The organism is Streptomyces lanatus (assembly GCF_014655715.1).
GTDB lineage: Bacteria > Actinomycetota > Actinomycetes > Streptomycetales > Streptomycetaceae > Streptomyces > Streptomyces lanatus.
The window spans coordinates 38905-60526 of sequence record NZ_BNBM01000027.1; the positions used below are offsets into that span (position 1 = coordinate 38905).

Here is a 21622-nt window from a genome sequence, read left to right on the forward strand (position 1 = left end):
CCAGCTTCGGGAGGTGGTCCACGGCTCGCCCTTGCGAGGCGAGATCCCTGGCTTGGCGCGGGGCGCGGAGGCCCGGGACTGGCCTGCCGATGTGGTCCGCCGCCCGGTTAACGGCAGGCCGTCCGCGCTACTGTCCGAGGGCGTGTGTGAGGGCTTCGTCGAGCAGTTCCCGCAGGGTCGAGGACGTTGGTGCGACGGCGGTGGCGAGCAGGGCCGGGCCGCCGGCCAGTGGTGCGAGGACGGCGCACCCCTCCCGGGAGCGTGGGCGGAGCAGGATGGGGCTGCGCCGCATGCTCATCTGCGGGTCGACGAGCAGGAGTTGGCCGACGGCACGGTGTCCGTGCAGGATGGCCGGGCCGTCCCAGCCGGGCTCCGGGTCCCCGTACGCCGTTTGCTGGTCGAGCAGCGGTCTTCCGGCACGGTGGACAAGGAGTCGGCTGACGAGGTGGCCGGGATCCTCGTTGGCCCGGCCCAGAAGCTGTTCTTCCCGCAGCAACAGGCGTGCAGTGGAGGCGAGTTCGACCGTGCAGGTCTGCCGGAGGTTGCTGTCGGCAGCGCTGATCAGCGGCTGGGGCAGCCAGCGCAGGCTGGCGTGTTCCCCGACGGTGAGCCGTACGTCGTAGGTGGCCGGGGCGGTGGTAGGGCCGCGCAGGGCGAGTGTGGCGGCGGCCGTCGTGACCTCCAGGGCGGCCCGGTCTCCGGCGGTGACGTCGATGGTGAGCCGGTCGCCGCCGAGGGGGCGCTCATCGCGCCGATGATCCCGACCTTGGCGTGGTTTTTGTCGGTGCGCAGGCGTCGGAGGTGGAACGGGCCGTCGCTGAGTAGCCGCGGGAGCGTGGTGACGCGTCCGTTGTGGCTGGCGTGGATGCGGGCTGTGGCGCATACCCCGTGCGGGTGCCCGGCGGGTTCCTCGGTGGCGGAGGGGGCTCCGGTCACCGCTGCCCCAGCGGCTGGCCCCGGTGAAGGTGGCGGTGCTGCCGCTGTCCGGTCCGCGATGAGTTGTGCGGTGGGGCTCATGCGGCCGCCTTGTGGTGCCACTCGGTGAGGTGGGCGGTGATCCAGTCGGCGACGTCGCGGATGCCGTCGTCCGAGGTGAGGCTGGTGAAGATGACGGGGAGGTCGCCGCGTTGCCGTTTGGCGTCGGTGGCCATGGTGGCGAGGTCGGCGCCGACGTGCGGGGCGAGGTCGGTTTTGTTGATGAGGAGGAGGTCGGCGGTGGTGATGCCGGGGCCGCCCTTGCGGGGGATGTCGTCGCCGCTGGAGACGTCGATGACGAAGATCTGCTGGTCGACGAGGCCCTTGGAGAAGGTTGCGGTGAGGTTGTCGCCACCGGACTCGATGAGCACGAGGTCGAGGGGGCGGAGGGTCTCTTCCAGGTGTTCGACGGCTTCGAGGTTGGCGGAGATGTCGTCGCGGATCGCGGTGTGCGGGCAGGCGCCGGTCTCCACCGCGGTGATCCGTTCGGGTGGCAGTACGGCCTCGCGCAGGAGGTACTCGGCGTCCTCGCGGGTGTAGATGTCGTTGGTGACGACGGCGATGGACCAGCCCTCGCGCAGGGTGCGGCACAGCGCGGCGACGCTGGCGGTCTTGCCGGAGCCGACGGGCCCGCCCAGGCCGACTCGGAGGGCTCGGCGGGTGCCGTCGGCGCGGAGCGGTTCGGCGCTGTGGGTGTGGCGCTGCGGCATGGTCTCGGGGTGGTCGAGGTGCATGCAGGACTCCAGGTGGGCAGGGAGGGGTGTCAGGAGGCGAAGAGCCGGACGGTCCAGGCGGCGTGCTGTTCGCCGGTGATGTCCAGCAGTGGTGAGGACGCCGACGGCAGGGCGTCGACGCCCTCGGCGGTGGCGCGGTCCGCGGCCCGGGCGGCGGCCGTGGCGACGGCGTCGAGGTCGGTGCTGAGGTGGGCCAGCAGGCTCGAGGCGTCGAGCGGGTCGAGGCTGAGCAGGCGCACTGCCGCGGTGGCTGGGCCGCTGGCGTTCTCGTATGCGGCGGCGTAGGCGGCGTCCAGTGGGGTGAGCCCGGCGGCCCGGGCGGCCAGGCCCAGCACGATCGGCTGGTGGGCGCCCTGGGGACGTGCGGCGGCCAGCCGTTCCAGGTCTTTGGAGGGGAAGGTGGCACGAGCTGCGCGCATCATCTGCCGGCCGAGTCGGCGGGCGACGGCGCGCAGCGCGGGGGCGGGGGTGCGGGCGTCTGCTGCGTCGTCGAGCAGCAGCGGGTTGACTCCGGCGGCGGCTGCGGCGGCCAGGCCGGCCGTGGTCAGGCCGGTGGTGTGTAGACGGCCGCGGCAGAATGTCTGAAGGCTGTCGGTGTCGTGTACGGCTTGGTGGGCGATGGCGGCCTCGATGCCGCCGGAGTGGGCGTGGCCTCCGGCGGGGAAGCGGCCGTCGGCCAGCAGGAGCAGGGCTGCACGGCTCATGGGTGAGCGGCTGCCTTTCGCAGGGTCGGAAGCGATGCCGAGCGTCGGCGGGCGCGGCCTGCCCGCCTCGGGTGCCCGGCCGCGGAGCTGGTGCTCCGGCGGCCGGGCAGAGAGCGGCTTTTAGAACAGGAAGTACCGCTGTGCCAGGGGTACTTCGGTGACGTAGGAGCGCGGCACCGTCGCACCATTGAGTTCGGTGCGGGTGTCAGTCGTGGTCGCACCGCCGATCGTGACCTCGAAGCTGTTGTGGTCGACTTCGAGGCTGTCGGGCACGGTGTCGTTCAGTTTCATGTCGGCCTTCGTGACGTGCCGGGTGCTGGTGATGTCCACGAAGTCCTTGTCGAGACCGAGACCCGGATTGCTGCTGGTGCCGTCTCCGTTGAGTTTGTCGGCCACGCCCAGAGCGACGAAGTTCACCGAGTTGCGTCCCGGGGAGCGGCCGGTGGAGCCCCAGACCGGGCGCGGCTGGTAGGGCTGCGGCGTGGGGATCGAAGCGTTGGCGTCGCCGACCTGTGCGTACGCGAGCTGGCCGCCCTTGAGGAGCATGTGCGGTTTGACGCCGAAGAACTTCGGCTCCCACAGCACCAGGTCGGCGAGCTTCCCCGTCTGCACGGAGCCGACGTAGCCGTCGATGCCATGCGTGATCGCCGGGTTGATCGTGTACTTGGCGACGTACCGGCGCGCCCGGAAGTTGTCGTTCGGCTGCTTCTGCTGGTCGTTGAAGGAGTGGTTGGTGTCGTCGGTGATCGGGCGGACCTTGGCGGCGTCGAGGTCTTCCTTCAGCGGCCCGTAGCGGCTCTTCATGACGTGCGCGGTCTGCCAGGTACGCGTGATCATCTCGCCGATGCGGCCCATCGCCTGGGCGTCGGAGGACATCATGGAGATGGCGCCCATGTCGTGCAGGAGGTCCTCCGCGGCCATCGTGGACGGCCTGATCCGGGAGTCGGCGAAGGCAATGTCCGCCGGAATATCCGGGTTGAGGTGATGGCACACGATCATCATGTCGACGTGCTCCTTGACGGTGTTGACCGTCAAAGGACGCGTCGGGTTGGTCGAGGCGGGCAGTACATTCGGTTCCTTGACCAGCTCGATCATGTCCGGCGCGTGACCGCCGCCGGCACCCTCGACATGGAAGACGTGGATGGCGCGTGCCTTCTTCGGCGTGAACTTGCCCCCGGCGTCCCGGCCGTCGCCGGTGAAGGCGGCCCGCGTGCTCTCCAGAAACCCTGACTCGTTCAGCGAGTCGGCGTGCAGAGCGAGCTGGACACCGCGCTCTTCACACACGTCCAGGGCCCGGTCGATCACCGCGGGCGTAGCGCCCCAGTCCTCGTGGATCTTGAGGCCGCAGACACCGGCGTCCACCTGTGCGTTGAGCTCGTGCTCGTTCATCGTGCTGCCCTTGCCGAGCAGACCGATATTGACCGGGAACTCATCCAGCGCCTCGAAGACCCGCCTGATGTGCCACGCGCCCGGGGTCACGGTGGTGGCCTTACTGCCCTCGGCCGGTCCCGTGCCGCCGCCGATCAGGGTGGTCACACCCGAGGCCAGAGCCTCGTGGATCTCCCCGGGGCAGATGAAGTGGACATGGGTGTCCACACCACCCGCGGTGAGGATTCGCCCATTGCCGGAGATGACCTCGGTGCTCGGCCCGATGACGAAGTTCGTCGGCGTCACCGGCGGGACTTGCTTCGCGGGCCCACGATCCGGCATCTCGAAGCTCGTGATCTTGTCCATCGTCTCGGGGTTGTATGCCTTGCCGATGGCGGTGATCCGGCCGTCGCGGATGCCGATGTCGGCCTTGACCACGCCCCACCAGTCGAGGATCAGCGCGCCCGTGATGACTGTGTCCACCGGCTCGTGGCCCGTGGCCGTGCCCGTGCCGTCCTTCCCGTCCCGGGCGAGATGCGACATCCCCATCGACTCGCGGATCACCTTGCCGCCGCCGAAGACCATCTCATTGCCGCTGTACGAAGGACCGCCGCTCCAGTCGGCCTCGATCTCCAGCGTGAGATCGGTGTCGGCGAGACGGACCCGGTCCCGCGTGGTCGGCCCGTACAGCGTGGTGTAATCCGCCCGCGTCAGTTCGTTACTCGGCTTCGGCGGTCGGCCCTCCACGGGCTTCGGCGCCTGGCTGGGGACCTGTCCCTGCGGAGTACTCATCGCACCATGCCTTCGCGTAGTCCCTGGATCTTGGTCAGGTCGCTGGTGTTGCCGCCGCCGGCCGTGACTGCACCCTGGATCTGCACCAGCTCCACACAGCACTCGTCGCCCGGTTCGAAGCGCACGGACGTGCCCGCGGCGATGTTGAGCCGTCGGCCCTTCGCCGCCTCGCAGTTCCACAGACTGCGGTCATCCGGGACTGTCTGACCGGCAGGGACCTCGATGCTGACGACCTTGAGCCCCGGGTTGACCTCGGCGAAGTGATAGTGGGAGGCGACCTGAATAGGACGGTCCGACTCGTTCTTCACCTTGATCTTCGTCCTGCCCGGCCCCGGCAAAGCGGTGGCATCCCCCTGCAGGCTGACGCCCTGCGCGTCCCCGTCGAGGTGCACATTGAAGTAGATCGCGTCGTACCGGGCAGCTGTGTCGTCCTCGTCGCAGCACACAGGCGAGGTGCCGCTGTCATCGCAGTCGACCGGGGAGCCTGGCTTGCGGAGCGGCTGGGGGTGCTCGACCTTGCCCGGGGAGACCTCGCTCTCCTCTGTGCCCTCCGGGATGGGGTCGTGGATGGTGACCAGCTTGGTGCCGTCCGGGAAGGTGGCCTCCACCTGGACGTTCTTGATCATCTCCGTAACGCCGTCCATCACCTCGTCACGGGTGAACAACTGCCGGCCCGAGTCCATGATGTCGCTGACCGTCTTGCCGTCGCGCGCCGCCTCAAAGACGTGCACGGTCAGCAGGGCCATCACTTCGGGGTAGTTCAGGCGCAGCCCGCGGTCGCGGCGCCTTTGTGCAACGTCGGCCGCGACATGGATCAACAGGCGCTCCCGCTCATGCGGAGTCAAATGCACGATGAGCCACTTCTCTTGGTCGGACAGTGCATGCGGCCAGGCATGCCGGAGATCACGAACAGGTTCCCCCAGGCCGGCAACCGGGCGCCCTTCGATCATCAGCGGGCAAGATCAGCTAAAGCGACCAAACAGCAGATAAACCACACCACCTGATGAAACCGCGCAACATGACACTCATCCGGCCCTCGACGTGCCGCTCAGTGAGCTGGACGAGGAGCGGTCACTGGCAGCAGCGGAGACCACAGACCCCAAGCCGACTCGCCCATCACGGCCCTTGAACCTCGGCCATGGCCTTGAGCTCGGCGACCATTCCATCGACATCCTTTCCCGCGTCTGCTCTGAGGCAGCCGGGCGGGTGGTTCGGGTCGACTCGTCCAACAGGACGGCGTGCAGCTGGCGCCAGGCCGTCGCCCCGGAGCGGCCCACGGTCTCCGCGGGGACATCTCGATCGCGCCGCTCGCCTTCGTGTGCTGTTGTGCTCGGCTGGGATCAGGTTCGGGGTGTTGCGTGAAGGGGATTCAGCATCCCCGCCTCGACGCCCACTTCCTGCTCCTGGACGAGGCACAGGACACCAATCCCGTCGTCGAACAGATCTTCCTCGCCCATCGCGACCACGCCCAGCTCGTCATGGTCGGTGACTCCGCCCAGGCCATCTACCAATGGCGCGGCGCCAAAGACATCATGACCGGCTTCGACGGCACCCAGCTGCCCCTGTCCCAGTCCTTCCGCTTCGGACCCGACCTCGCAGCCGAAGCCAACCGCTGGCTGCACCTTGCCGACGCCCCGATATCCGCCTCACCGGCACCCCCGCCGTGCTCACGTCGCCCAGCCGGACGCCGTGCTCTGCCGCACCAACGTCGGCGCCATGGCCCAGGTCATGATCCTCATGGCGGCCGGATACCGGGTCGCCCTGGCCGGGGGAGGAGACAGCCTGCAGGCCCTGGCCCTCGCGGCCCGTGATCTGAAGGAAGGCCGCCGTACCCACCACCCCGAACTCATCCTTTTCCCCCACTGGGGAGACCTGCAGGACTACGCCGCCCACGACCCGGCCGGCCGCGACCTGCAGCCGCTGGTCAACCTCGTCGACACCCACGGCACCGATACCATCCTCGCCGCCGTCGCCCGCCTCGCCCCCGAACCGCACGCCCAGGTCACCGTCTCCACCGCCCACAAGGCCAAGGGACGCGAATGGTCCCGCGTGCTCATCGCAGACGACTTCGCCCGCCCCGAGAACAACATCCCTGAAGAGCCCACCGGCACCGTGACACCACCACCTGATCTCATCGACGACGCCGAAGCCCGCTTGGCCTACGCAGCCGTCACCCGCACCCGCCAACGCCTCGACCTCGGTGGCCTGTCCTGGATCCACGACCACCCTGACGGCGGCGCCCCGCCCCTCTAGGGCGTTTCGTTTGGATCAATGGGTGGGCCGGAGGAGGATGCCTTCGATGTGCAGTGAGGCTGTACCTGGCCGGTCGAGCGGGGGAGGAGTCGTGCGATGAGTTTTCCCCTCGCTCGGGTCTGCATGGTCAGCTGCCTCCGTCACGAGGAGAGAGTCATGTTGTTGGCTGACAGGACGGCAATCGTCCATGGCGGTTCTGGAGCGGTGGGGGCAGCCATCGCCCGCGGCTTCGCGCGTGAGGGCGCCGTTGTCCATCTCACGGGAAGGACGGTTCCGCCGCTCGAAGACGTCGCGCGGCGCATTCGGGACGACGGTGGGGCTGCGCATGTCGCTGGGCTGGATGCGACGGACCGCGACGCCGTTGATCGCCACGCCGACATGGTGGCTGCGCAGGGCGGCGGAATCGATATCTGCTTCAACGCCACGTCCAACGACGACCTGCAGGGGATCCCGCTCCTCGACATGGCCGTGGCGGATGTGCTCCGCCCGGTCACGAAGGCGGTGACGACCACCCTCACCACAGCTACGGCAGCGGCGCGGCACATGGTCCGAGGAGGCAGCGGCGTCATCCTGGTCATGGGCGGCGGGCGCGAGGCCATCTCCAACCTGGGCGGTTCACACATCGCCTGGTCCGCCCTTGCCGGTGTCTGCCGGCAGCTTGCATCAGAGCTCGGCCCGCAGGGCGTGCGCGTCGCCTGGCTGCTCTCACCCGGTTCTCCTGCGCCTGGTGAGGAGGACCGGGCCGCTGAAGGAGCGCTGCTGACCAAGCGTCCGCGCTACGACGATGTCGCCAACGCCGCGGTCTTCGCCGCATCCGACTGGGCCCGAACGATGACAGCCTTTGAGCTCAACCTCACCGGCGGCCTCGTGGTCGACTAGGCTGCTTCTTCTGGATCACCGAGCGGGCCGGATGAAGATGCGGTGGAGCAGGGCGAAGGTCTGCTCGACGACGTAACGGAGTTTGCCCAGGCCCTTGATGTTCGGGGCGCCCTTGCGGGAGATGACCGGCAGGATCCTGCGCTTGTGCAGCTCCTGGCGGTTGGGGTTGGAGTCGTAGCCCTTGTCGCCGAGTAGCGAGTTGGGGCGGCGGCGTGGCCGGCCGGGCCGTCCGGCCACAGGCGGGATGCCGTGGACCAGAGCGAGGGTCTGGATGACGTCGTTGACGTTGGCCGCGGTGACGACCTTGAGCGGAGTGCCGCGTCCGTCGCAGATCAAGTGATGCTTGCTGCCCGTCTTCCGCCGGTCTACCGGTGACGGACCGGTGTCGGCTCCCCCCCTTTTTTGCATGGATGTGGGAGCCGTCCACACACGCGCGGGATCAGTCGAGTTCGCCGGCCGCGTTCAACTCGGCGAGCAGAACGCGGTGCATCTGCTCGAAGACGCCGGCCTGCTGCCAGCGATCCAGGCGGCGCCAGCAGGTCTGCCCCGAGCCGAACCCCAGCTCCGGTGGCAGGAGTTGCCAGGCTATGTCGTTGTGGAGCTCGTACAGAATGCCTTGCAGACACAGCCGGTCCGCCACCGGCCGCGGACCTGGCGCCTTCTCCGGCCACGGCGGCAGCAACGGCTCGATCAGCACCCACAATTCGTCGTCCACGATCCACGGCCGAGTACTCACACATGACGAATGGCCGCATCATCACACCAGTCACGGCCCACCACGACACTTCAGCAAGATCGTGTTACGAGCTCTACGGCTCCGTCCGCCACTACATCAGCTACGCACGATGCCGAAGGCGCCTGGCATCAGGAGATCACCAGGACACTGGAAATGAAGCAGCCGCGTATCTGTGGTGAAGCTAGGGCAAATGAGCGTCGCGGTTTCGACGATATCGTCCTGGCGCGTAATCGATCCTCAGAGCGATTGGGTCTTGACCTTCAATCTTCAGTGAGGCTTCAGTGATGCGCGCACCTACGCGTGTTGCGTGTCATCTGAAGGGAACTGTCATGCAGCAGTACCGAAAGAGACGCTGGTTTGTGATCGCAGCGACAGCCGCGACATTCGCTGCGTTCGCTGGTGCGGCACCGGCTGGCGCCGTAACCGACAGCCAGGGAAGTAAGAGTGGAGCCGCTGTTGTTTCGGAATTAACCCCTCTCATCCCGGAAACTACACCGGGCTCCGACGAACCCGCGAGGGAAAACGACACGAGCCGACTCTCGGCCACGGGCGAGATCTGCACAGCGCCCGATGAGAACGGCCGGGGTTCGTGCATTGAGTACAAGAATCCCGACACCATACCGGGCCTGCCCAGCGGCGAAGCCAATTCGAAACTCGCGGCAGTTGCCCCGCCTCAATGGTGCGAGGACGCCCAGGGAGTCGTGTATGCCACGCGCACTCAAGCCTGCCGCATCGACGGGGTCCTCTACGAGACGTATGTCGTGCGCAACGGCGTCCGGACTACTACAGGTGAGGTCAATCTCCTCCTCATCAACTACAGCTACGGCAGCACCAGCGAGTCCCGCATAGCCCATCAGCTCGACGTCACGGCATTCAATGGCTGGGGCGACGCGCTCAAGGGCTCCTACAGCGGCAACGCGCGAGTCGGCTACTCCTGCACCAAGTAGAGCGGTTCGTTCCCCGCAAAGCCGATCCAGCCGCTGAGCCAATGGCACACAGGCGAGGCGTTCTTCGACTCGACGGCAACTGCCGCCGGCGCCGTCGGTGAGTGCGGCACAGGGTGGAACCTGACTTTCACGAACCCGGGCTATACCTCGTCGACGTACGTCGCCCCCGTCTTCCGCCAGTTCCGGTGCGACAACAACACCGCCGGCAGGACCGGCCCCGGCTGCGTGGTGCCTTGGTATGCCTCGGCCGTCTACTACAGCCGTGCCGCCAACCCTGAACTGGCCTCGCACGTCTCCCGTGCCCAAGCCTCCGGTCTGCCCGGTGCGACCTTCGAGGCTCCTCTGACTCGCACCACGGATCCGGCCGTCAACCAGGACAACCGTGACAAAGCATGCGGTGACGCGCCCAGCGTGACCGGCAAATCATGCGACGAGTACCCTGTCGCCAGTTCCTACCAGGGCCTCTCAGCCGGCGGCACACGCCGCACCTTCGATGGATGCGGGTTCCCTGGTATCCCGGCCGGGCAGGGCCCCACAGGGGTCAGCGTTTGCATGATCAACGCCACGGAGAACAGCTCACAGGGCGGACTCCACTCGGCCATGTACCGGTCTGAACGGGTCCTTGACAAGGACCCGTTCCGTGTCGAGGTGATCCCCTAACTCCGCAGGCGGAACATCATGTGACGCACCCAGGGCGCCGGGAGCGGAGCGGGTCTATCCCGGCCGTCCCGGCGCCACATACGGGCACAACCGGCTTCGGCGAAGCTAGCCTGAAGCGGGAGGAGGATCCATGAACGCCCTATGGCACGACGTCTTCGTATCGGAAGGCACCTTCGGGCTGCTCGATAGCGGAGAGATCCCCATCCACTCCGCTGACTGGTCCAACGGCCTGGTCGCGCCGATGCTGCAAGGCGGTGCCCTAGTTCGCACAGGTATCCAGACGGGATACGTCCGCGTATGTGCCCGCACCCAGGGGGAACCAGCCGGGGACATCGACGAATCACGCCCCTGGGAAGAGATCGTAGAGGCGAGCGTCACCGCTCCCCACAATCTTCTCCGGCTCGAATCACTCGACTACGGGCCCTCTGCCCCAGACACTTTCCTGACAACTGCGGACAGTCCCCAGTACCGCGTCCGAGTCCACGCCCTAGGAAGAGACGTCGCCCGGAGCAAGACCACTCAGGTACCCCCGGAGGAGTATCTGCTGCTGGTATGGCCCTCCGAGCCGGCTCCCACTCACAGCCTGCGCACGAGTAGCCGCCTCGAAGAGGAGAAACAAGCCGAGGCTGCCAGTCCCCATCCTCCACGCATGGCGCCAGCCGAACCGCCTGAGGCGACAGCGGAGCGAGAGATCCGTGCCCAACTCAACGACGCACTGCGTAGGATCCACAAGAAGCAGTAGCGGTGTACGAGGCGGCTTCGCCCAGACTGCCCCGGGCCCCGTCGTCCGCTCCCGAACGTCATACGTTCATCCCCAATCTCTGCTCGACAAGCGCCTCCCTCCGCGTAAATGGGCAGCAGCGCGTCAGCGCCGACTTCACCGCTGAGCGAGCGACTTCCGCGCCCACCCCGGCAGCAACGCCACCGCGTTCGCCCTCTACTACTCGACTGCCTACAACGCCTGGGTGTTCAACCGAACCGACCAGGACAAGGCCAGCCCGCTGTTCATCCGCTCCACGGCCGATCAGAAACCTCAGTTGAAGGTCTGGACGCACCTGGCCGGCGTGTTCAAAACCGAAGGCGATGACGGCCTTCCGGACACTGATCCGACCAACGACACCATTCATGGATGTTCCTCAACCACCCCCGGCCGCGGCGGCCGACCTGGTCCCGGGAGACGGCGTAGTGGCCGGTGACCAGCTTGGTCGCGGTCGTGATCGCGGCCAGTGCGAGTGCGGCTGGCAGGAGCGGCAGGAGGTCGTCGGGGCTGACGGTCAGGCCGATGGCGAGGAAGAACACGGCGGCGAACAGGTCCCGCAGTGGGCTGAGCACGGCTCGGGCCCGGTCGGCTGTTTCGCCGGTGAGGGTGAGTCCGACAAGGAAGGCTCCGACTGGCGCGGAGGCGTGGATGAGTTCGGCCAGCGCGGCGACGATCAGGGTCAGGCCGAGGATTTCAGCATGAGTTGTTCGGCGTCGGGGTGGGCGAGCAGTCGGCCGAGGTGGTGGCCCCACCGGTCGGAGGCGGTGAATGCGGCGAGGACCGCGCCGACAGCGATCAGGACGCCGAGGACGGCCTGCCACCAGGGGCCGCCGGAGGCGAGGACGGCCAGCAGGGGCAGGTGGGAGGCCATGGCGAAGTCCTCCATGACCAGCACGGACAGGATGGCCGGTGTCTCGCGGTTGCTCAGACGGCGAAGGTCGGCCAGGAGCCGGGCGACGATGCCCGAGGAGGAGATGTACGTGGCGTCGGCCAGGGCCAGGATGCCGATGCCGTCCAGGCCGAGGAGCCACCCGGCCACCGCACCCGGCACGGCGTTCAGCACCAAGTCGACCATGGCGGAGGGCACGTGCCGCCGCAGGCTGGCGGTGAACTCGGTGAGGGAGAACTTGCAGGCCGAGTGTGAGCAAGAGCAGGACGACTCCGATGCCCGCTCCGATCTCCACGAACTCTCCGGCCGCGGGCACGGGGGCGATGCCTCCCTCACCGATGGCCAGACCGGCGAGCAGGGACGGGGGAGAGGGTGAAGCGCCGCGCGACTGCACAGAGCACACTGAGGGCGGCAAGGATGATCCCGAGCTCGAGCAGCAGGGTGGCGGGCGTGCGCACGCTCAGCCCTGGACGATCTGTTCCACGCCGGTGATTCCCTCGTGGGTTCCGATCACGACCAGGACATCACCGGCCTGGAGTACGTGGTCCGGCGTCGGTGATGCGATCACGTCCTCGCCGCGGACGATCGCCACGATCGAGGCTCCTGTCCGGCTGCGCGCCCGGGTCTGGCCGAGAGGCTGATCGGCGAACGGGCTGCTGGTGCGCACCTCGACCTGCCCCGACACCAGCCCGGGCACCTCCTTGGTGAGGTCGGCGAACCGTTCGGTGATGCGCGGCGCTCCCAGGATCTCGGCGACCGTGTCGGCTTCCTCGTTGTTGAGCCGGACCACGGGCCGTGCCTCGTCGGGGTCACCGCCCGCGTAGACGACCAGGTCGAAATCGCCCGTCCATGCGGCGACGATGCCGACCCGGTCGCCCTCATGGTTGGTGAACTCGTACCCCAGCCCGAGAGGGTGAGAGATCAGGCATGTCGGCAAGGCACACCCCTGCTGACCACGCCCTTGCCGCACAGAAGTGCACCACCGCTCGCCCTCCGGCGGGGACACCGTGCTCCGGCGGCGACGCACGGCTGCTCATCGCCATGCCCCCAGCCGAGCCTGTGGGCGAGGCAAGTGTGGCGGCCCTGAGGCGCTGGGCCGCCAGACGCCCCTGCCGCGGGCGGAAACTGAAGGTCCGCCAGAATCGTCGCCGCGCACGACCAGACGCGCCCTGACCGAGCCCCGTACGCCCACCATCTTGACCACTCACACAGGGGGCCCCTGGCCGCAGGTCTGTCCCGGCTTACGGCTTGATGTCGTACAGGACGTTGAAAGGGTCGTCCGCCGTGGAGCGGGCCACGTCGCGGAAGCCTGCCTCGGCGCACAGACTGCGTACGACCGCCTCGGGCATACCGCATGTGCCGAGGGCGGCTCCGTCGTTCGCGAGGGACGTGGTCATGCAGTAGAACATGCTGAACCCGTAGAACATCGTGGCAACGGGGCCGACGTTGTCCTCGGGACGGTCCGCGCAGTTGATCTCGAGCATCAGGTAGTCGCCGTCGTCCTTGACCGCCGCCCTGATGGCGGAGAGAAGCTGCTTGGGTTCAGCCGCGTCGTGGATGACGTCGAAGGTGGTGATGAGGTCGTAGCGCCCGGGAAGTCCCTGGGTGGCATCGATCGTCTCGAAGGTGACGCGGTCGGCGACACCGGCCTTCTCCGCGTTCTGGCGGGCGCGTTCCACCTGGGCGGGGAAGTTGTCGAACCCGGTGAAACGCGAGTGGGGAAACGCCTTGGCGAGCACGATCAGAGCGCGCCCCGCGCCGCATCCCACGTCCGCGACGTCGATGCCCCGTTGCAGCCTCTCGACGACGTGGGGAAAGGTGCTCAGCCAGTCGTCTACCATCACGCTCTCGAACCAGCTGCCGGTGAAGCGGCTCATGCCGTCCCACAGGATGTCCGGGTACTCGCTCTGCGGTACGCCTCCTCCGCCCCGGAACGCCTCGCACAATCTTTCGTAAGGCGTCAGGGCGGCGGGCATCATCTGGTAGACGCCGCCGAGGAACATGGGCCCCGATTCGTCGGCCAGGGCGGGGGCGTGCTCGGCGGGTAGGATGAAGCGCCCGGGCTCCGGTTCCTCCAGATAGCCCGCGCCGGTCAGCCCTCGCAGCCACTCGCGTACGTAACGCTCATTCAGGTCCAGACGGTCCGCAAGCTCCCGGCTGCCCGCGGGGCCACTGGTGGCGAGGCCTTTGAACAGGCCCAGTCGGTCGCCCAGGTGGCACAGACCGATGGTCATCGTCCCGCTGAGGTCCCCGAGCGCCTTCTCCATGAAGGCTTCGACCTTTGCCTCGTCCAACTCGCGTGGTGCCGCCATGATGTCCTTCCTGGCCGTCGAGCACGATCGCGCAGAGCGACCGGCCCGGCAAGCCAAACACCGGGCTGCTCCCTCGTCCGTCCGCCACGACGGGCGGGGGTGCGAACTCCACCCCCGCGGGCGGCGCCGGCGAACGGCCCCCGCGCCCATGCGAAGGCGCGGCATCCGCACGGGTACTTCATCGGAGAGTTGCGAGCGGAGTACGACGCTGTTCCCGACCCGCTGGGCGACCCGGCGGAGTCCACGCCCGCGCACGAACTCCTCCTGACCCGGGACGCAAGGGGGTGTACGACCGGCAGTTCATCAACAACCAGCACATCGCGTACCTGTTACGGGTGTAGCCAGCTGTGGGAGGAGTGGTAGGTGCCGGGTGAAGCAGTAACGACCCGTTCTGAGGCGGAGTGACATCCCGGTTTCAGTGAATCTGCACATCGACTGCGCAACCGCGGCGCAGGGCTCGATGGATCTGCACAAGTGTCTGCCGCATGGTGCTCCGTTGGTGCGGAGTGTCCCGTTCGTGAACGTCGTGGCAATACCGGTCGGGTCCCGATCCCGCGCGGCATGTGGAGAGGCTGTCCCCAAGGCGTGTGCACATTTGCACGGATGAGTGGCCTGCTCGTTCAACATCTCGGGTGTGTACGCCGGTCGGTTGGATGCCCGGCGTGCTCCGTGCTTTGATCCCTTGCGCCGCGGGGCCTGCACGAAAGTCTCCGGAAACGGGGGCCGCATGTGTCTCTGCGGCCGAGGCCCGCTATCTGTCCCCAGCGGGGCCGCCCCCCTTGTGGATGATCCATACGAAGGGAAGTTTCCTCATGAACTCCGCTCCCCAGGTTGAGACTGTCGAGATCGCCGACGCCGAGCTCGACAACGTCTCCGGCGGCCTGCACGCCAACGTCTGCGCCGGCCCCACGGCCGTCAGCGACGCTGACCTCCTGGCCCAGGTCGACGCCGTCAAGAACCAGGTCCTGGGCGCCGCCGCCCAGTACAACCACGTCAGCGTCAGCGCCTCCCTCTGATCGGCAGCCTGAGCGCCAGTCAGTGAGCCCCGCCCAACCTGACGGTGGTTGGGCTGTTGACGGACGCAGGCTGTAAGGAACCGCGAAGCTCCTGGCAAGAACGGGCTCCCCTAGATCGCCCGTGTCTGCCAGGAGCTTCGCGTGCTTGTGTCCTCCGATCTTCGGTGATCTGTCCAGCCCCACCGTGCTGCCTGAAGGGCACCACGCATCGCACTGCACGAGAACGCACGCGGGGAGAGCGCCAGTCGGCCGTGAGGCCCGCAGCTGCCGGGGCCGGGTCGGGTCAGGGGGTACCCGAGTGATGAGGTGCACGACGATCTGTGAGCGGAGAGGTTTGAGGGGGCTGTGACACCTCTGTGAGGTCTGGGCTTGTTCCCTGTGGGGGCGTGGGGGCGTGGGGGCGTGGGGGCGTGGGGACCAGCCTGTCGATCCCCCTGCGGTGCGGGTGCGTCTACGCTCGCTGCGCACTCGGTACGAACGAGGATGGTGTTGGGTATTCGAGGGCAACTCCGCCTGCAGGCGTACGACGGGGAGTTGGGCGCGGCCGTCGCGCGGGCTCAGGAAGGTGACGAGGTTGCCTTCGCGGTCGTGCACCGGCGGGTGCAGCCCGGGCTGCTCGGATATCTGCGTGGACTGGTCGGGGACGACGCCGAGGACGTGGCGTCCGACGCCTGGCTGGAGATCGCCCGGGACCTGGGGCGGTTCAAGGGAGACGGGGCCGGCTTCCGCGGCTGGACCGCAACCATCGCCCGGCACCGGGCCTACGACCATCTGCGCCGCCAGAAGGTACGGCCACGGTTGGCGCTCGAGCACGACGCGCTCGATCTGCCCCGCCCGCACCACACCCGCGACCATGCCCCGGATCCCATCTCCACCGAGGCCGCCCTTCAACTGGTCCGCGGGCTGCCGCGCGACCAGGCCGAGGCCGTGCTGTTGCGCGTCGTCGTCGGCCTCGACGAGCCCGTCGCCGCCCGCGTCCTCGGCAAGCGCCCCGGTGCGGTGCGCGCCGCCGGGTGCCGGGGGCTGAAACGCCTTGCCCGCCGGCTCGGCGGCGGAGGAGTGGCACACGAGGTTCCCCGGACGCTGGGGGAATCGACATGAACGGCAACGGCGGCCGACCGTCGGACAGGGATGGATGCGGGCATGGGTGAGCCGCACAGCGACGGCAGTGCCCCGGGCCGCCGGCGCGTGCACCGCAGCGATGCCGTGTCCGGCCCGGAGGGCTCCGCACTGGAGGCGCTTCTCGCCGCGCTGCCCGAGGCCGGTGCCGACAGAAAGGGTGAGCAGCAGGCGGTGGCCGCGTTCCGGGCCGCCCGGGACGTCGGGGCACACCGGGTGCGAACTCGGCGCCGGGACGACTGGCGGCCGCGCGGGCAGCGGCGGGCATGGCACTCGGTGCGGGCCGCCGTCGCGCTGTCCCTGGCCAGCCTCACCCTGAGCGGCGTCGCGTTGGCGGCGATCGGCGTAGTCCGCTCGTCGGACGACGGCCACGGGGACCGGCGGCGGTCGCAGCCATCGGCCACTGCCTCCAGCCAGGCCGGCGCGGGGACGCCTGCGGCCGAGTCCCACACCCCCGGCGCCTCCGCCGCGCTCGATCACCAGGCCACCGCTCAGGACACCGACGCCCACTGCCGGGCCTATGAGGCTGTCAAAGGCCGGGGCAAGGCGCTGGACGCGACGGCCTGGCGGCGGCTCGTCGAGGCCGCGGGCGGCACGAGGGACGTCGCTGCGTACTGTGCTGAGCAGTTGACGCACACCGCAGGAGACGAGCAGGGCAGGGCCGAGAAGACCGAGAACGCCAAGAAGGCCGAGAAGGCTGCCAAGCCGACCAAGCCCGCTAAAACGACCAAGCCCGAGAAGCCCGAGAAACGGTAACCGCCTCCACACTGCGGTATGGCCCATGGCCCGGCTGCGATCTCACGTGTGACACATCAGATCCGTGGTTCGCTGTAGGAGGCGACCCGATCAAGAGGGTCAAGGGGCCCGCCCTCTGTGGAGGGGGCAGCGGGCTCCGACGTGTGGGGCAGGCTCGATTACCCCCGTGACGGGTCTGCCCTGCTCGAAGATGAAGGCCGGCCCTGGGGGCCCAACCGCGCTGCGGCATCCAGGGCCTTCTTAGTGGGCGGGGTGGCAGAGCCGCACTTCAGTTTGCGGCAGCCGTGCCGAGTGGCGTACGCGTGGGCGACGGTGACGCCTGTTCATCGATTCACGCGCCCGTGGTGCCGTCGGGTTCGGGTCAGCGGCCCCAACTGCGGAGGCGCGGACAGGTGAGTGTCTTGACATGGATGCCGGACCTGTCAGGGGCGGGTATCAGCAGGACTCTTCGAACTTCACCGCGTTGAGCGTCACCGGCTGGCCTTCGAGCCTGGTGCCGGCGGCGGGTTCTTGGGAACAGACCTTCCAGTTGGACTCGATGATGATGACGCGGCCTTCGCCCAAGGCGTCGTTGACGGTGATGCTGGTGATGGGGGCGAGGGCCTCTCGGGCGACCTTGACGGACTTGCCCTTGAAGTCCGGCATCGTCGATCCGGGGGTCTCCGTCGCGGCGCCTTGGTCCGTGGCCGGGCAGGTCCCTTCGAGTTTGACGGTGGCGAAGTCGACCTGGGTACTGGTGGGGTGCGCGCCGGCTTTGGGGGTCTGGAAGCAGACTTTCCAGTTGCGGTCCAGGGCCTGGTTGCGGCCGCGGCCGAGAGCGTCGTGCGAGGTCAGGTTGTAGAACCCTGCTTCTTGTGCCTGGTCCTGTGCAAACTGCAGCCCTTTACCGATCATGTTCGGAAGGGAGCCGGTCTCGGCCCTGGTCGTGGTGTCCTGCGTAGCCGTGGGCTGGTCGGTGGGGGTGCTTTGCCGGGGGGTCGCGGGCTTGTCGGCTGGAGTGCCGTTCGTGGGGCCGTTGCCGCCGCAGGCGGTGAGGCCGGTCAGCGCGGCGAGCAAGGCAGCGGCGAGTGCGGTGCGTGCGTGGCTGTGCATGATCCCCTCTGGGGTCGTGCGTTGGCGAGGGACTGACATGCATGGTCTGCGGGATTTATGGATCATATATGCAAAACTCTGGCAAATTGTCTAATTTGCGCAATAGCTTGCTGCCCAGAGGGTGCGCGCACACCAAGGGATCTAACGCTGGCGGAGTCGTCTCCTGCTTCGTTCTTGTCGATGTCGGGGCCACCCGAGGGGGGCATCTGCTCCTTCAGGTAATCACCTCGCGTCCCAGCCGATTCGCTCCGCGATCACCGTCGCCGGCATGGTCGATGTCTCCCGGAGAAACTCATCGGCCAGTTGCGGTCTGCGGATCTCCGTCCAGCCCTGCGCACATGTCACCTCCTCCCCTTTCCGTCCTTGGTCGCCGTGGCCAGAGTCAGACGAAGATCACCAAGTGGGACAGTGTTTGATCCGCGCCGGCAGAGGGGCATGGTTCGCTGTCGTCGAGAGATGTGGTTGTGACGCTTCGAAGGTCCTGTGCGCTGAGAGGAGTGGATTCGCTGCCCTGCTGTTGTGCCCCTGAGCGGGCGGGCGTCGCGGTTGGTGTGGTGGTTTTTCAGGGACGTGGTGCCGTAGTGCTGGTTGCGCAGCGATATCGCCTCGACGGGCGCATCGGCCGAGGCGGCATGGGCGAGGTGTGGCGCGCCACTGACGAGTTGCTGGGCCGGACGGTGGCCGTCAAGCTGCTCGCCGCCGAGGCGGACGAGGCCGCGACGCGGCGTTTCCGCCGCGAGGCGGAAATCGCCGCTCGCGTCACTGATCCCCATGTGGTCGCCCTGTATGACGCCGGCGCCCACGAGGGACGGCTCTTCCTGGTGATGGAGTTCGTCGACGGCGGGAGCCTGGCCGGGGAGCTGGCCGTCCATGGCGTACTGGGCCCCGAGCGGGTCGCCTGCCTCGCGGCGCAAATCGCGGAGGGCCTGTCCGTCGCGCACCGGCAAGGCGTCATCCACCGCGACATCAAGCCCGCCAATCTGCTGCTGACCTCGGACGGCACAGTGAAGATCGCCGACTTCGGGGTGGCCCGGATCGCTCACGAGACGGCGGTGGCGCTGACCGCCTCCGGGCAGCTCCTGGGTACGAGCCCCTACCTGGCCCCCGAGCGTGCCGTGGGGCGCCCGGCCGGGCCGGCCTCGGATGTGTACTCGCTGGGCTGTGTCCTGTACGAGCTGCTCACCGGCCACTCGCCCTTTTGGGGGGAAACTGCCGCAGCCGTCGTCCACCAGCACGTCGAGGCCGTGCCCGCCCGGCCCGGACAGCTGCGGTCAGGGCTGCCCGGCAGTTTCGAGGACTATCTGCTGCGGCTGCTGGCGAAGAACCCGGGTCACCGGCCCACCGCCGAACGCGTCGCCGACTGGTTCACCGCCTGGCAGAACACCCGACCGCCCGCTGCATCGCGTCTCGCATCACCGGACACCCAGGCGCACACCGCACGGTTCTCCGCGGCCCCGGCATCGCGGACGCCCCGGAGACGACGCCCCACCGGACGGCGCACCGCCGCACTCCTCGGACTGGGCGCGGTCGCTCTGTTCGGCGCCTCGGTCCTCATCGGCGCGACTCTGGGCGACAACGAGACTCGGGGCCCGTCCGGGAGCACCGCTCCCTCTCCGTCCCTGTCCCCCTCTCCATCGGCGACCACAGCGGCCACCGATCCCTCGACTCCGCAGGAGACCCGAGTCGCCACCACGGCCCCTCCGCCCCCCGTACCTTCCGCGACGCCGACCGCGCACGACACCACGACTGCGGCCACCCCCACGGCACCCCCGAGCAGCACCGCGGCAACCACGCCCTCGCCGTCCTCGACGCCGCCCAAGAAGAAGGCCGACAAGCACAAGCCGAAACGGTGACCTCGGGTAGGTCCCCTCCATGGGCGTGCCCGCCGTCGTGAACGGTCACCGCCAGCAGAGGCTGGGCGTGCTGGCCTTCGCCGTCGTCAGCGCCAGCACGACGAGCGTGAACACGCCCCGTGGCCAGCAGCCGCGGCTTTTTCCTCCCGCGCCGAGCGGCCGGGCAAGCCGGTCTGCGCCACGTGATCGGCGACGCTCAAGAGTCGCACTCCGGGGTAAGGCCCGGGTCAGACAGGCACGGCCGACCGTGAGGACTCCGGGCCCCAGGCTCAGGTCAGTGCTTGCCCTTGCCTTGCTTGTCGGCCTTCTTGGGGCTCGGCTTGGCGTCGGTTGCCTTCTGCGTCTCCTGGTTGGGCTGCGCCGGGGAAGGCAGCGACGCCGTGGGCGACGGTGAGGAAGTGGCGCCGTACGGCGTCGAGGTAGGTGACGTGGCGGGCGTGGAGGATGAGGATCTGGCGGGGCTCGTGCTCGTGGATGGCCCGGTCTGCGGGCCCTACGCCGAGCCGGTGCCGGGCGAGAACCAAGCCATGCCCGCGAGCACCGCCGCGGTGAAGAGGCCGGCGCCGCCCAGCACCACCACCAGCCGGGAACGGCGCAGGAACGGCAGACGCGAGCGGCGGGGCACGACCCGGTGCACGCTCGTCTTCCACTCGGCGTCCGCCACCGGGACGAAGGCACCCTTGGCGGGGGCAGCGGGAGCAGAGGCGGAGCTCGCAGGGGAGGTGGCCCTCGAGCCGGTGACCGGCTGCCGGTCCGGGCGGCTGTGCTCCCGGTGTTCGCCCGGCAGCGGCTCCGGCGCCCGCGCCACGCTCCGCGCCCGAACCAGTCCGCCACCTCCTCGGCCGTGGGCCGATCCTCGGGCTCCTTGGCCAGGAGCCCGAGCAGATAGCTCTCGAAGGCGGGCGGGAGGTCGGCGCCGAGCTGCCGGGGTGGGACCGGGGCGGCGTCGAGGTGCTGATGAAGCACCGCGAGCGCGCTGTCTGCCTGGAACGGCGGCCGTCCGGTGAGGAGTTGATAGAGCACGCAGCCCAGGGAGTACACATCGGAGGCCTGTCCCGCGGTACGGCCGAGGGCGCGTTCGGACGCGAGGTAGAGGCTGGTGCCGACGATCTGTCCGGTGGCGGTGAGCGCGGCAGAGGGGTCGTCGGGGAAGCGGGCGATGCCGAAGTCGCCGATCTTCACGGAGCCGTCGGCGTCCAGCAGGAGGTTGGCGGGCTTAATGTCTCGGTGCACGATGCCCTGCCGGTGGGGCGGCGGCGAGCCCGGCGGCGGCTTGGGCGGCGATACGGGCCACCCGCTCGGCCGGCAACGGGCCCGAGACGGCGAGTGCGCGGGCGAGGCTGTCGCCGTCGACCAGCTCCATCACCAGGAACAACCGGTCCCCGTGCTCGCCGAAGTCGAGGACGCCGACCACATGCCGGTGGCTGAGGCGGCCGGCGGTCTGCGCCTCCAGCCGGAAGCGGGAGGGCGCGGTGGGGTCGGAGTCGTGGGGCAGCAGGAGTTTCACGGCAACCGGTCTGCCGAGCGTCTCGTCGTAGGCCCGCCAGACCTCCCCCATCTCGCCCCGCCCGATGGCGTCCCGCAGCCGGTACCGGCCCGCTATCAGCACCTGTCCTCATCCTTATGCCCAACGACGTCTTGACCGCCGCAGGCCGTGGCTCACCGCGCTGGTAAGGGTGGGGGGTGCCGCAGCGGCCCCAGCGTACCGGCCCCGCACTGCTGGCAGCCTCCATGCACCTGGAGCCCGGGGCCTCGCCATGGGCGGGGTGGCAGGGAC

General features: G+C 68.7%; 19 protein-coding genes and 3 pseudogenes. 8 read left to right on the top strand and 14 right to left on the bottom strand.

The annotated features are described in order from the left end of the window. Positions 1-127: 127 nt before the first annotated feature. From IE325_RS43235 to IE325_RS46890, 6 genes and pseudogenes are all read right to left on the bottom strand, one after another. Positions 128-883, bottom strand: a complete 756-nt coding sequence (locus tag IE325_RS43235; protein ID WP_229912472.1) for an urease accessory protein UreD — start codon at positions 881-883, stop codon at positions 128-130. Between the two features lie 130 nt (positions 884-1013). Beyond that, the gene (ureG, locus tag IE325_RS43240; protein WP_190075701.1) at positions 1014-1709 is read right to left on the bottom strand and encodes an urease accessory protein UreG; all 696 of its coding nucleotides are present in this window, start codon (positions 1707-1709) and stop codon (positions 1014-1016) included. Between the two features lie 29 nt (positions 1710-1738). Next, the gene (locus tag IE325_RS43245; protein ID WP_190075702.1) at positions 1739-2413 is read right to left on the bottom strand and encodes an urease accessory protein UreF; all 675 of its coding nucleotides are present in this window, start codon (positions 2411-2413) and stop codon (positions 1739-1741) included. A gap of 120 nt (positions 2414-2533) precedes the next feature. Beyond that, a complete protein-coding gene (gene ureC / locus IE325_RS43250; RefSeq protein WP_190075703.1) occupies positions 2534-4573 on the bottom strand; it encodes an urease subunit alpha in 2040 nt (679 codons plus the stop codon). Then, on the bottom strand, positions 4570-5019 hold the full coding sequence (locus IE325_RS46885) for an urease subunit beta (protein ID WP_308437718.1): 450 nt from the start codon (positions 5017-5019) through the stop codon (positions 4570-4572). Before IE325_RS46885 ends, ureC begins: the two co-directional genes overlap by 4 nt. A 108-nt stretch (positions 5020-5127) precedes the next feature. Further along, a pseudogene (locus tag IE325_RS46890) lies at positions 5128-5424 on the bottom strand (urease subunit gamma); the annotation flags it as partial. Positions 5425-5949: 525 nt separating this feature from the next. Here IE325_RS46890 and IE325_RS43260 point away from each other — a divergent pair. Together IE325_RS43260 and IE325_RS43265 are read left to right on the top strand one after the other, a co-directional pair. Then, positions 5950-6826: pseudogene (locus IE325_RS43260) on the top strand (UvrD-helicase domain-containing protein); the annotation flags it as partial. Positions 6827-6982: 156 nt separating this feature from the next. Beyond that, the gene (locus tag IE325_RS43265; protein WP_190075704.1) at positions 6983-7705 is read left to right on the top strand and encodes an SDR family NAD(P)-dependent oxidoreductase; all 723 of its coding nucleotides are present in this window, start codon (positions 6983-6985) and stop codon (positions 7703-7705) included. Positions 7706-7720: 15 nt separating this feature from the next. Here the strand turns inward: IE325_RS43265 and IE325_RS43270 are convergent, their stop codons facing one another. Continuing rightward, positions 7721-8113 carry a transposase gene (locus IE325_RS43270; RefSeq protein ID WP_268256398.1) on the bottom strand — a complete coding sequence of 131 codons (393 nt, stop codon included), beginning with the start codon at positions 8111-8113 and terminating at the stop codon, positions 7721-7723. A 31-nt stretch (positions 8114-8144) separates the two neighbouring features. After that, positions 8145-8441 (bottom strand): transposase, encoded by a 297-nt coding sequence (locus IE325_RS43275; RefSeq protein WP_190075706.1) that lies wholly within the window; start codon positions 8439-8441, stop codon positions 8145-8147. A 701-nt stretch (positions 8442-9142) separates the two neighbouring features. On the opposite strand from IE325_RS43275, the gene IE325_RS43280 reads away from it, so the two are divergent. After that, a complete protein-coding gene (locus tag IE325_RS43280; protein ID WP_190075707.1) occupies positions 9143-9388 on the top strand; it encodes a hypothetical protein in 246 nt (81 codons plus the stop codon). Positions 9389-9616: 228 nt separating this feature from the next. Next, on the top strand, positions 9617-10048 hold the full coding sequence (locus IE325_RS47260; RefSeq protein WP_434095401.1) for a NucA/NucB deoxyribonuclease domain-containing protein: 432 nt from the start codon (positions 9617-9619) through the stop codon (positions 10046-10048). Positions 10049-11116: 1068 nt separating this feature from the next. On the opposite strand, the gene IE325_RS46780 is transcribed toward IE325_RS47260, so the two are convergent. The 4 genes from IE325_RS46780 to IE325_RS43300 form a co-directional block, all read right to left on the bottom strand. Further along, entirely contained in the window at positions 11117-11560 is a 444-nt protein-coding gene (locus tag IE325_RS46780) for a cation:proton antiporter domain-containing protein (protein WP_268256399.1), read from the bottom strand. Then, positions 11488-11895, bottom strand: coding sequence for a cation:proton antiporter domain-containing protein (locus IE325_RS46785; protein WP_268256400.1), 408 nt, complete (start codon positions 11893-11895; stop codon positions 11488-11490). The genes IE325_RS46780 and IE325_RS46785 overlap by 73 nt, the downstream gene beginning before the upstream one ends. Positions 11896-12157: 262 nt before the next feature. Next, the gene (locus tag IE325_RS43295) at positions 12158-12634 is read right to left on the bottom strand and encodes a cation:proton antiporter regulatory subunit (protein ID WP_190075709.1); all 477 of its coding nucleotides are present in this window, start codon (positions 12632-12634) and stop codon (positions 12158-12160) included. A gap of 304 nt (positions 12635-12938) precedes the next feature. Further along, the gene (locus IE325_RS43300; RefSeq protein ID WP_190075710.1) at positions 12939-14009 is read right to left on the bottom strand and encodes a class I SAM-dependent methyltransferase; all 1071 of its coding nucleotides are present in this window, start codon (positions 14007-14009) and stop codon (positions 12939-12941) included. 812 nt (positions 14010-14821) lie between these two features. On the opposite strand from IE325_RS43300, the gene IE325_RS43305 reads away from it, so the two are divergent. From IE325_RS43305 to IE325_RS43315, 3 genes are all read left to right on the top strand, one after another. Continuing rightward, positions 14822-15025 carry a hypothetical protein gene (locus IE325_RS43305; RefSeq protein WP_190075711.1) on the top strand — a complete coding sequence of 68 codons (204 nt, stop codon included), beginning with the start codon at positions 14822-14824 and terminating at the stop codon, positions 15023-15025. 483 nt (positions 15026-15508) lie between these two features. Then, positions 15509-16126 (top strand): RNA polymerase sigma factor, encoded by a 618-nt coding sequence (locus IE325_RS43310; protein WP_190075712.1) that lies wholly within the window; start codon positions 15509-15511, stop codon positions 16124-16126. Between the two features lie 42 nt (positions 16127-16168). After that, entirely contained in the window at positions 16169-16900 is a 732-nt protein-coding gene (locus IE325_RS43315) for a hypothetical protein (RefSeq protein WP_190075713.1), read from the top strand. A gap of 435 nt (positions 16901-17335) precedes the next feature. On the opposite strand, the gene IE325_RS43320 is transcribed toward IE325_RS43315, so the two are convergent. Beyond that, positions 17336-17956, bottom strand: coding sequence for a Stk1 family PASTA domain-containing Ser/Thr kinase (locus IE325_RS43320; protein ID WP_229912476.1), 621 nt, complete (start codon positions 17954-17956; stop codon positions 17336-17338). 617 nt (positions 17957-18573) lie between these two features. On the opposite strand from IE325_RS43320, the gene IE325_RS46790 reads away from it, so the two are divergent. After that, positions 18574-19845 carry a serine/threonine-protein kinase gene (locus IE325_RS46790; protein WP_190075715.1) on the top strand — a complete coding sequence of 424 codons (1272 nt, stop codon included), beginning with the start codon at positions 18574-18576 and terminating at the stop codon, positions 19843-19845. A 274-nt stretch (positions 19846-20119) separates the two neighbouring features. Here the strand turns inward: IE325_RS46790 and IE325_RS47195 are convergent. Then, a pseudogene (locus IE325_RS47195) lies at positions 20120-21454 on the bottom strand (serine/threonine-protein kinase). Positions 21455-21622 lie beyond the last annotated feature (168 nt).

What these genes read in the sequence shown, in the direction of transcription:
- IE325_RS43235 (WP_229912472.1), bottom strand. Translation starts at nt 883, where the DNA reads ATGCGCCACAGCCCGCATCCACGCCAGCCACAACGGACGCGTCACCAC.
- ureG (WP_190075701.1), bottom strand. Translation starts at nt 1,709, where the DNA reads ATGCACCTCGACCACCCCGAGACCATGCCGCAGCGCCACACCCACAGC.
- IE325_RS43245 (WP_190075702.1), bottom strand. Translation starts at nt 2,413, where the DNA reads ATGAGCCGTGCAGCCCTGCTCCTGCTGGCCGACGGCCGCTTCCCCGCC.
- ureC (WP_190075703.1), bottom strand. Translation starts at nt 4,573, where the DNA reads ATGAGTACTCCGCAGGGACAGGTCCCCAGCCAGGCGCCGAAGCCCGTG.
- IE325_RS43265 (WP_190075704.1), top strand. Translation starts at nt 6,983, where the DNA reads ATGTTGTTGGCTGACAGGACGGCAATCGTCCATGGCGGTTCTGGAGCG.
- IE325_RS43270 (WP_268256398.1), bottom strand. Translation starts at nt 8,113, where the DNA reads ATGCAAAAAAGGGGGGGAGCCGACACCGGTCCGTCACCGGTAGACCGG.
- IE325_RS43300 (WP_190075710.1), bottom strand. Translation starts at nt 14,009, where the DNA reads ATGGCGGCACCACGCGAGTTGGACGAGGCAAAGGTCGAAGCCTTCATG.
- IE325_RS43305 (WP_190075711.1), top strand. Translation starts at nt 14,822, where the DNA reads ATGAACTCCGCTCCCCAGGTTGAGACTGTCGAGATCGCCGACGCCGAG.
- IE325_RS43310 (WP_190075712.1), top strand. Translation starts at nt 15,509, where the DNA reads ATGGTGTTGGGTATTCGAGGGCAACTCCGCCTGCAGGCGTACGACGGG.
- IE325_RS43315 (WP_190075713.1), top strand. Translation starts at nt 16,169, where the DNA reads ATGGGTGAGCCGCACAGCGACGGCAGTGCCCCGGGCCGCCGGCGCGTG.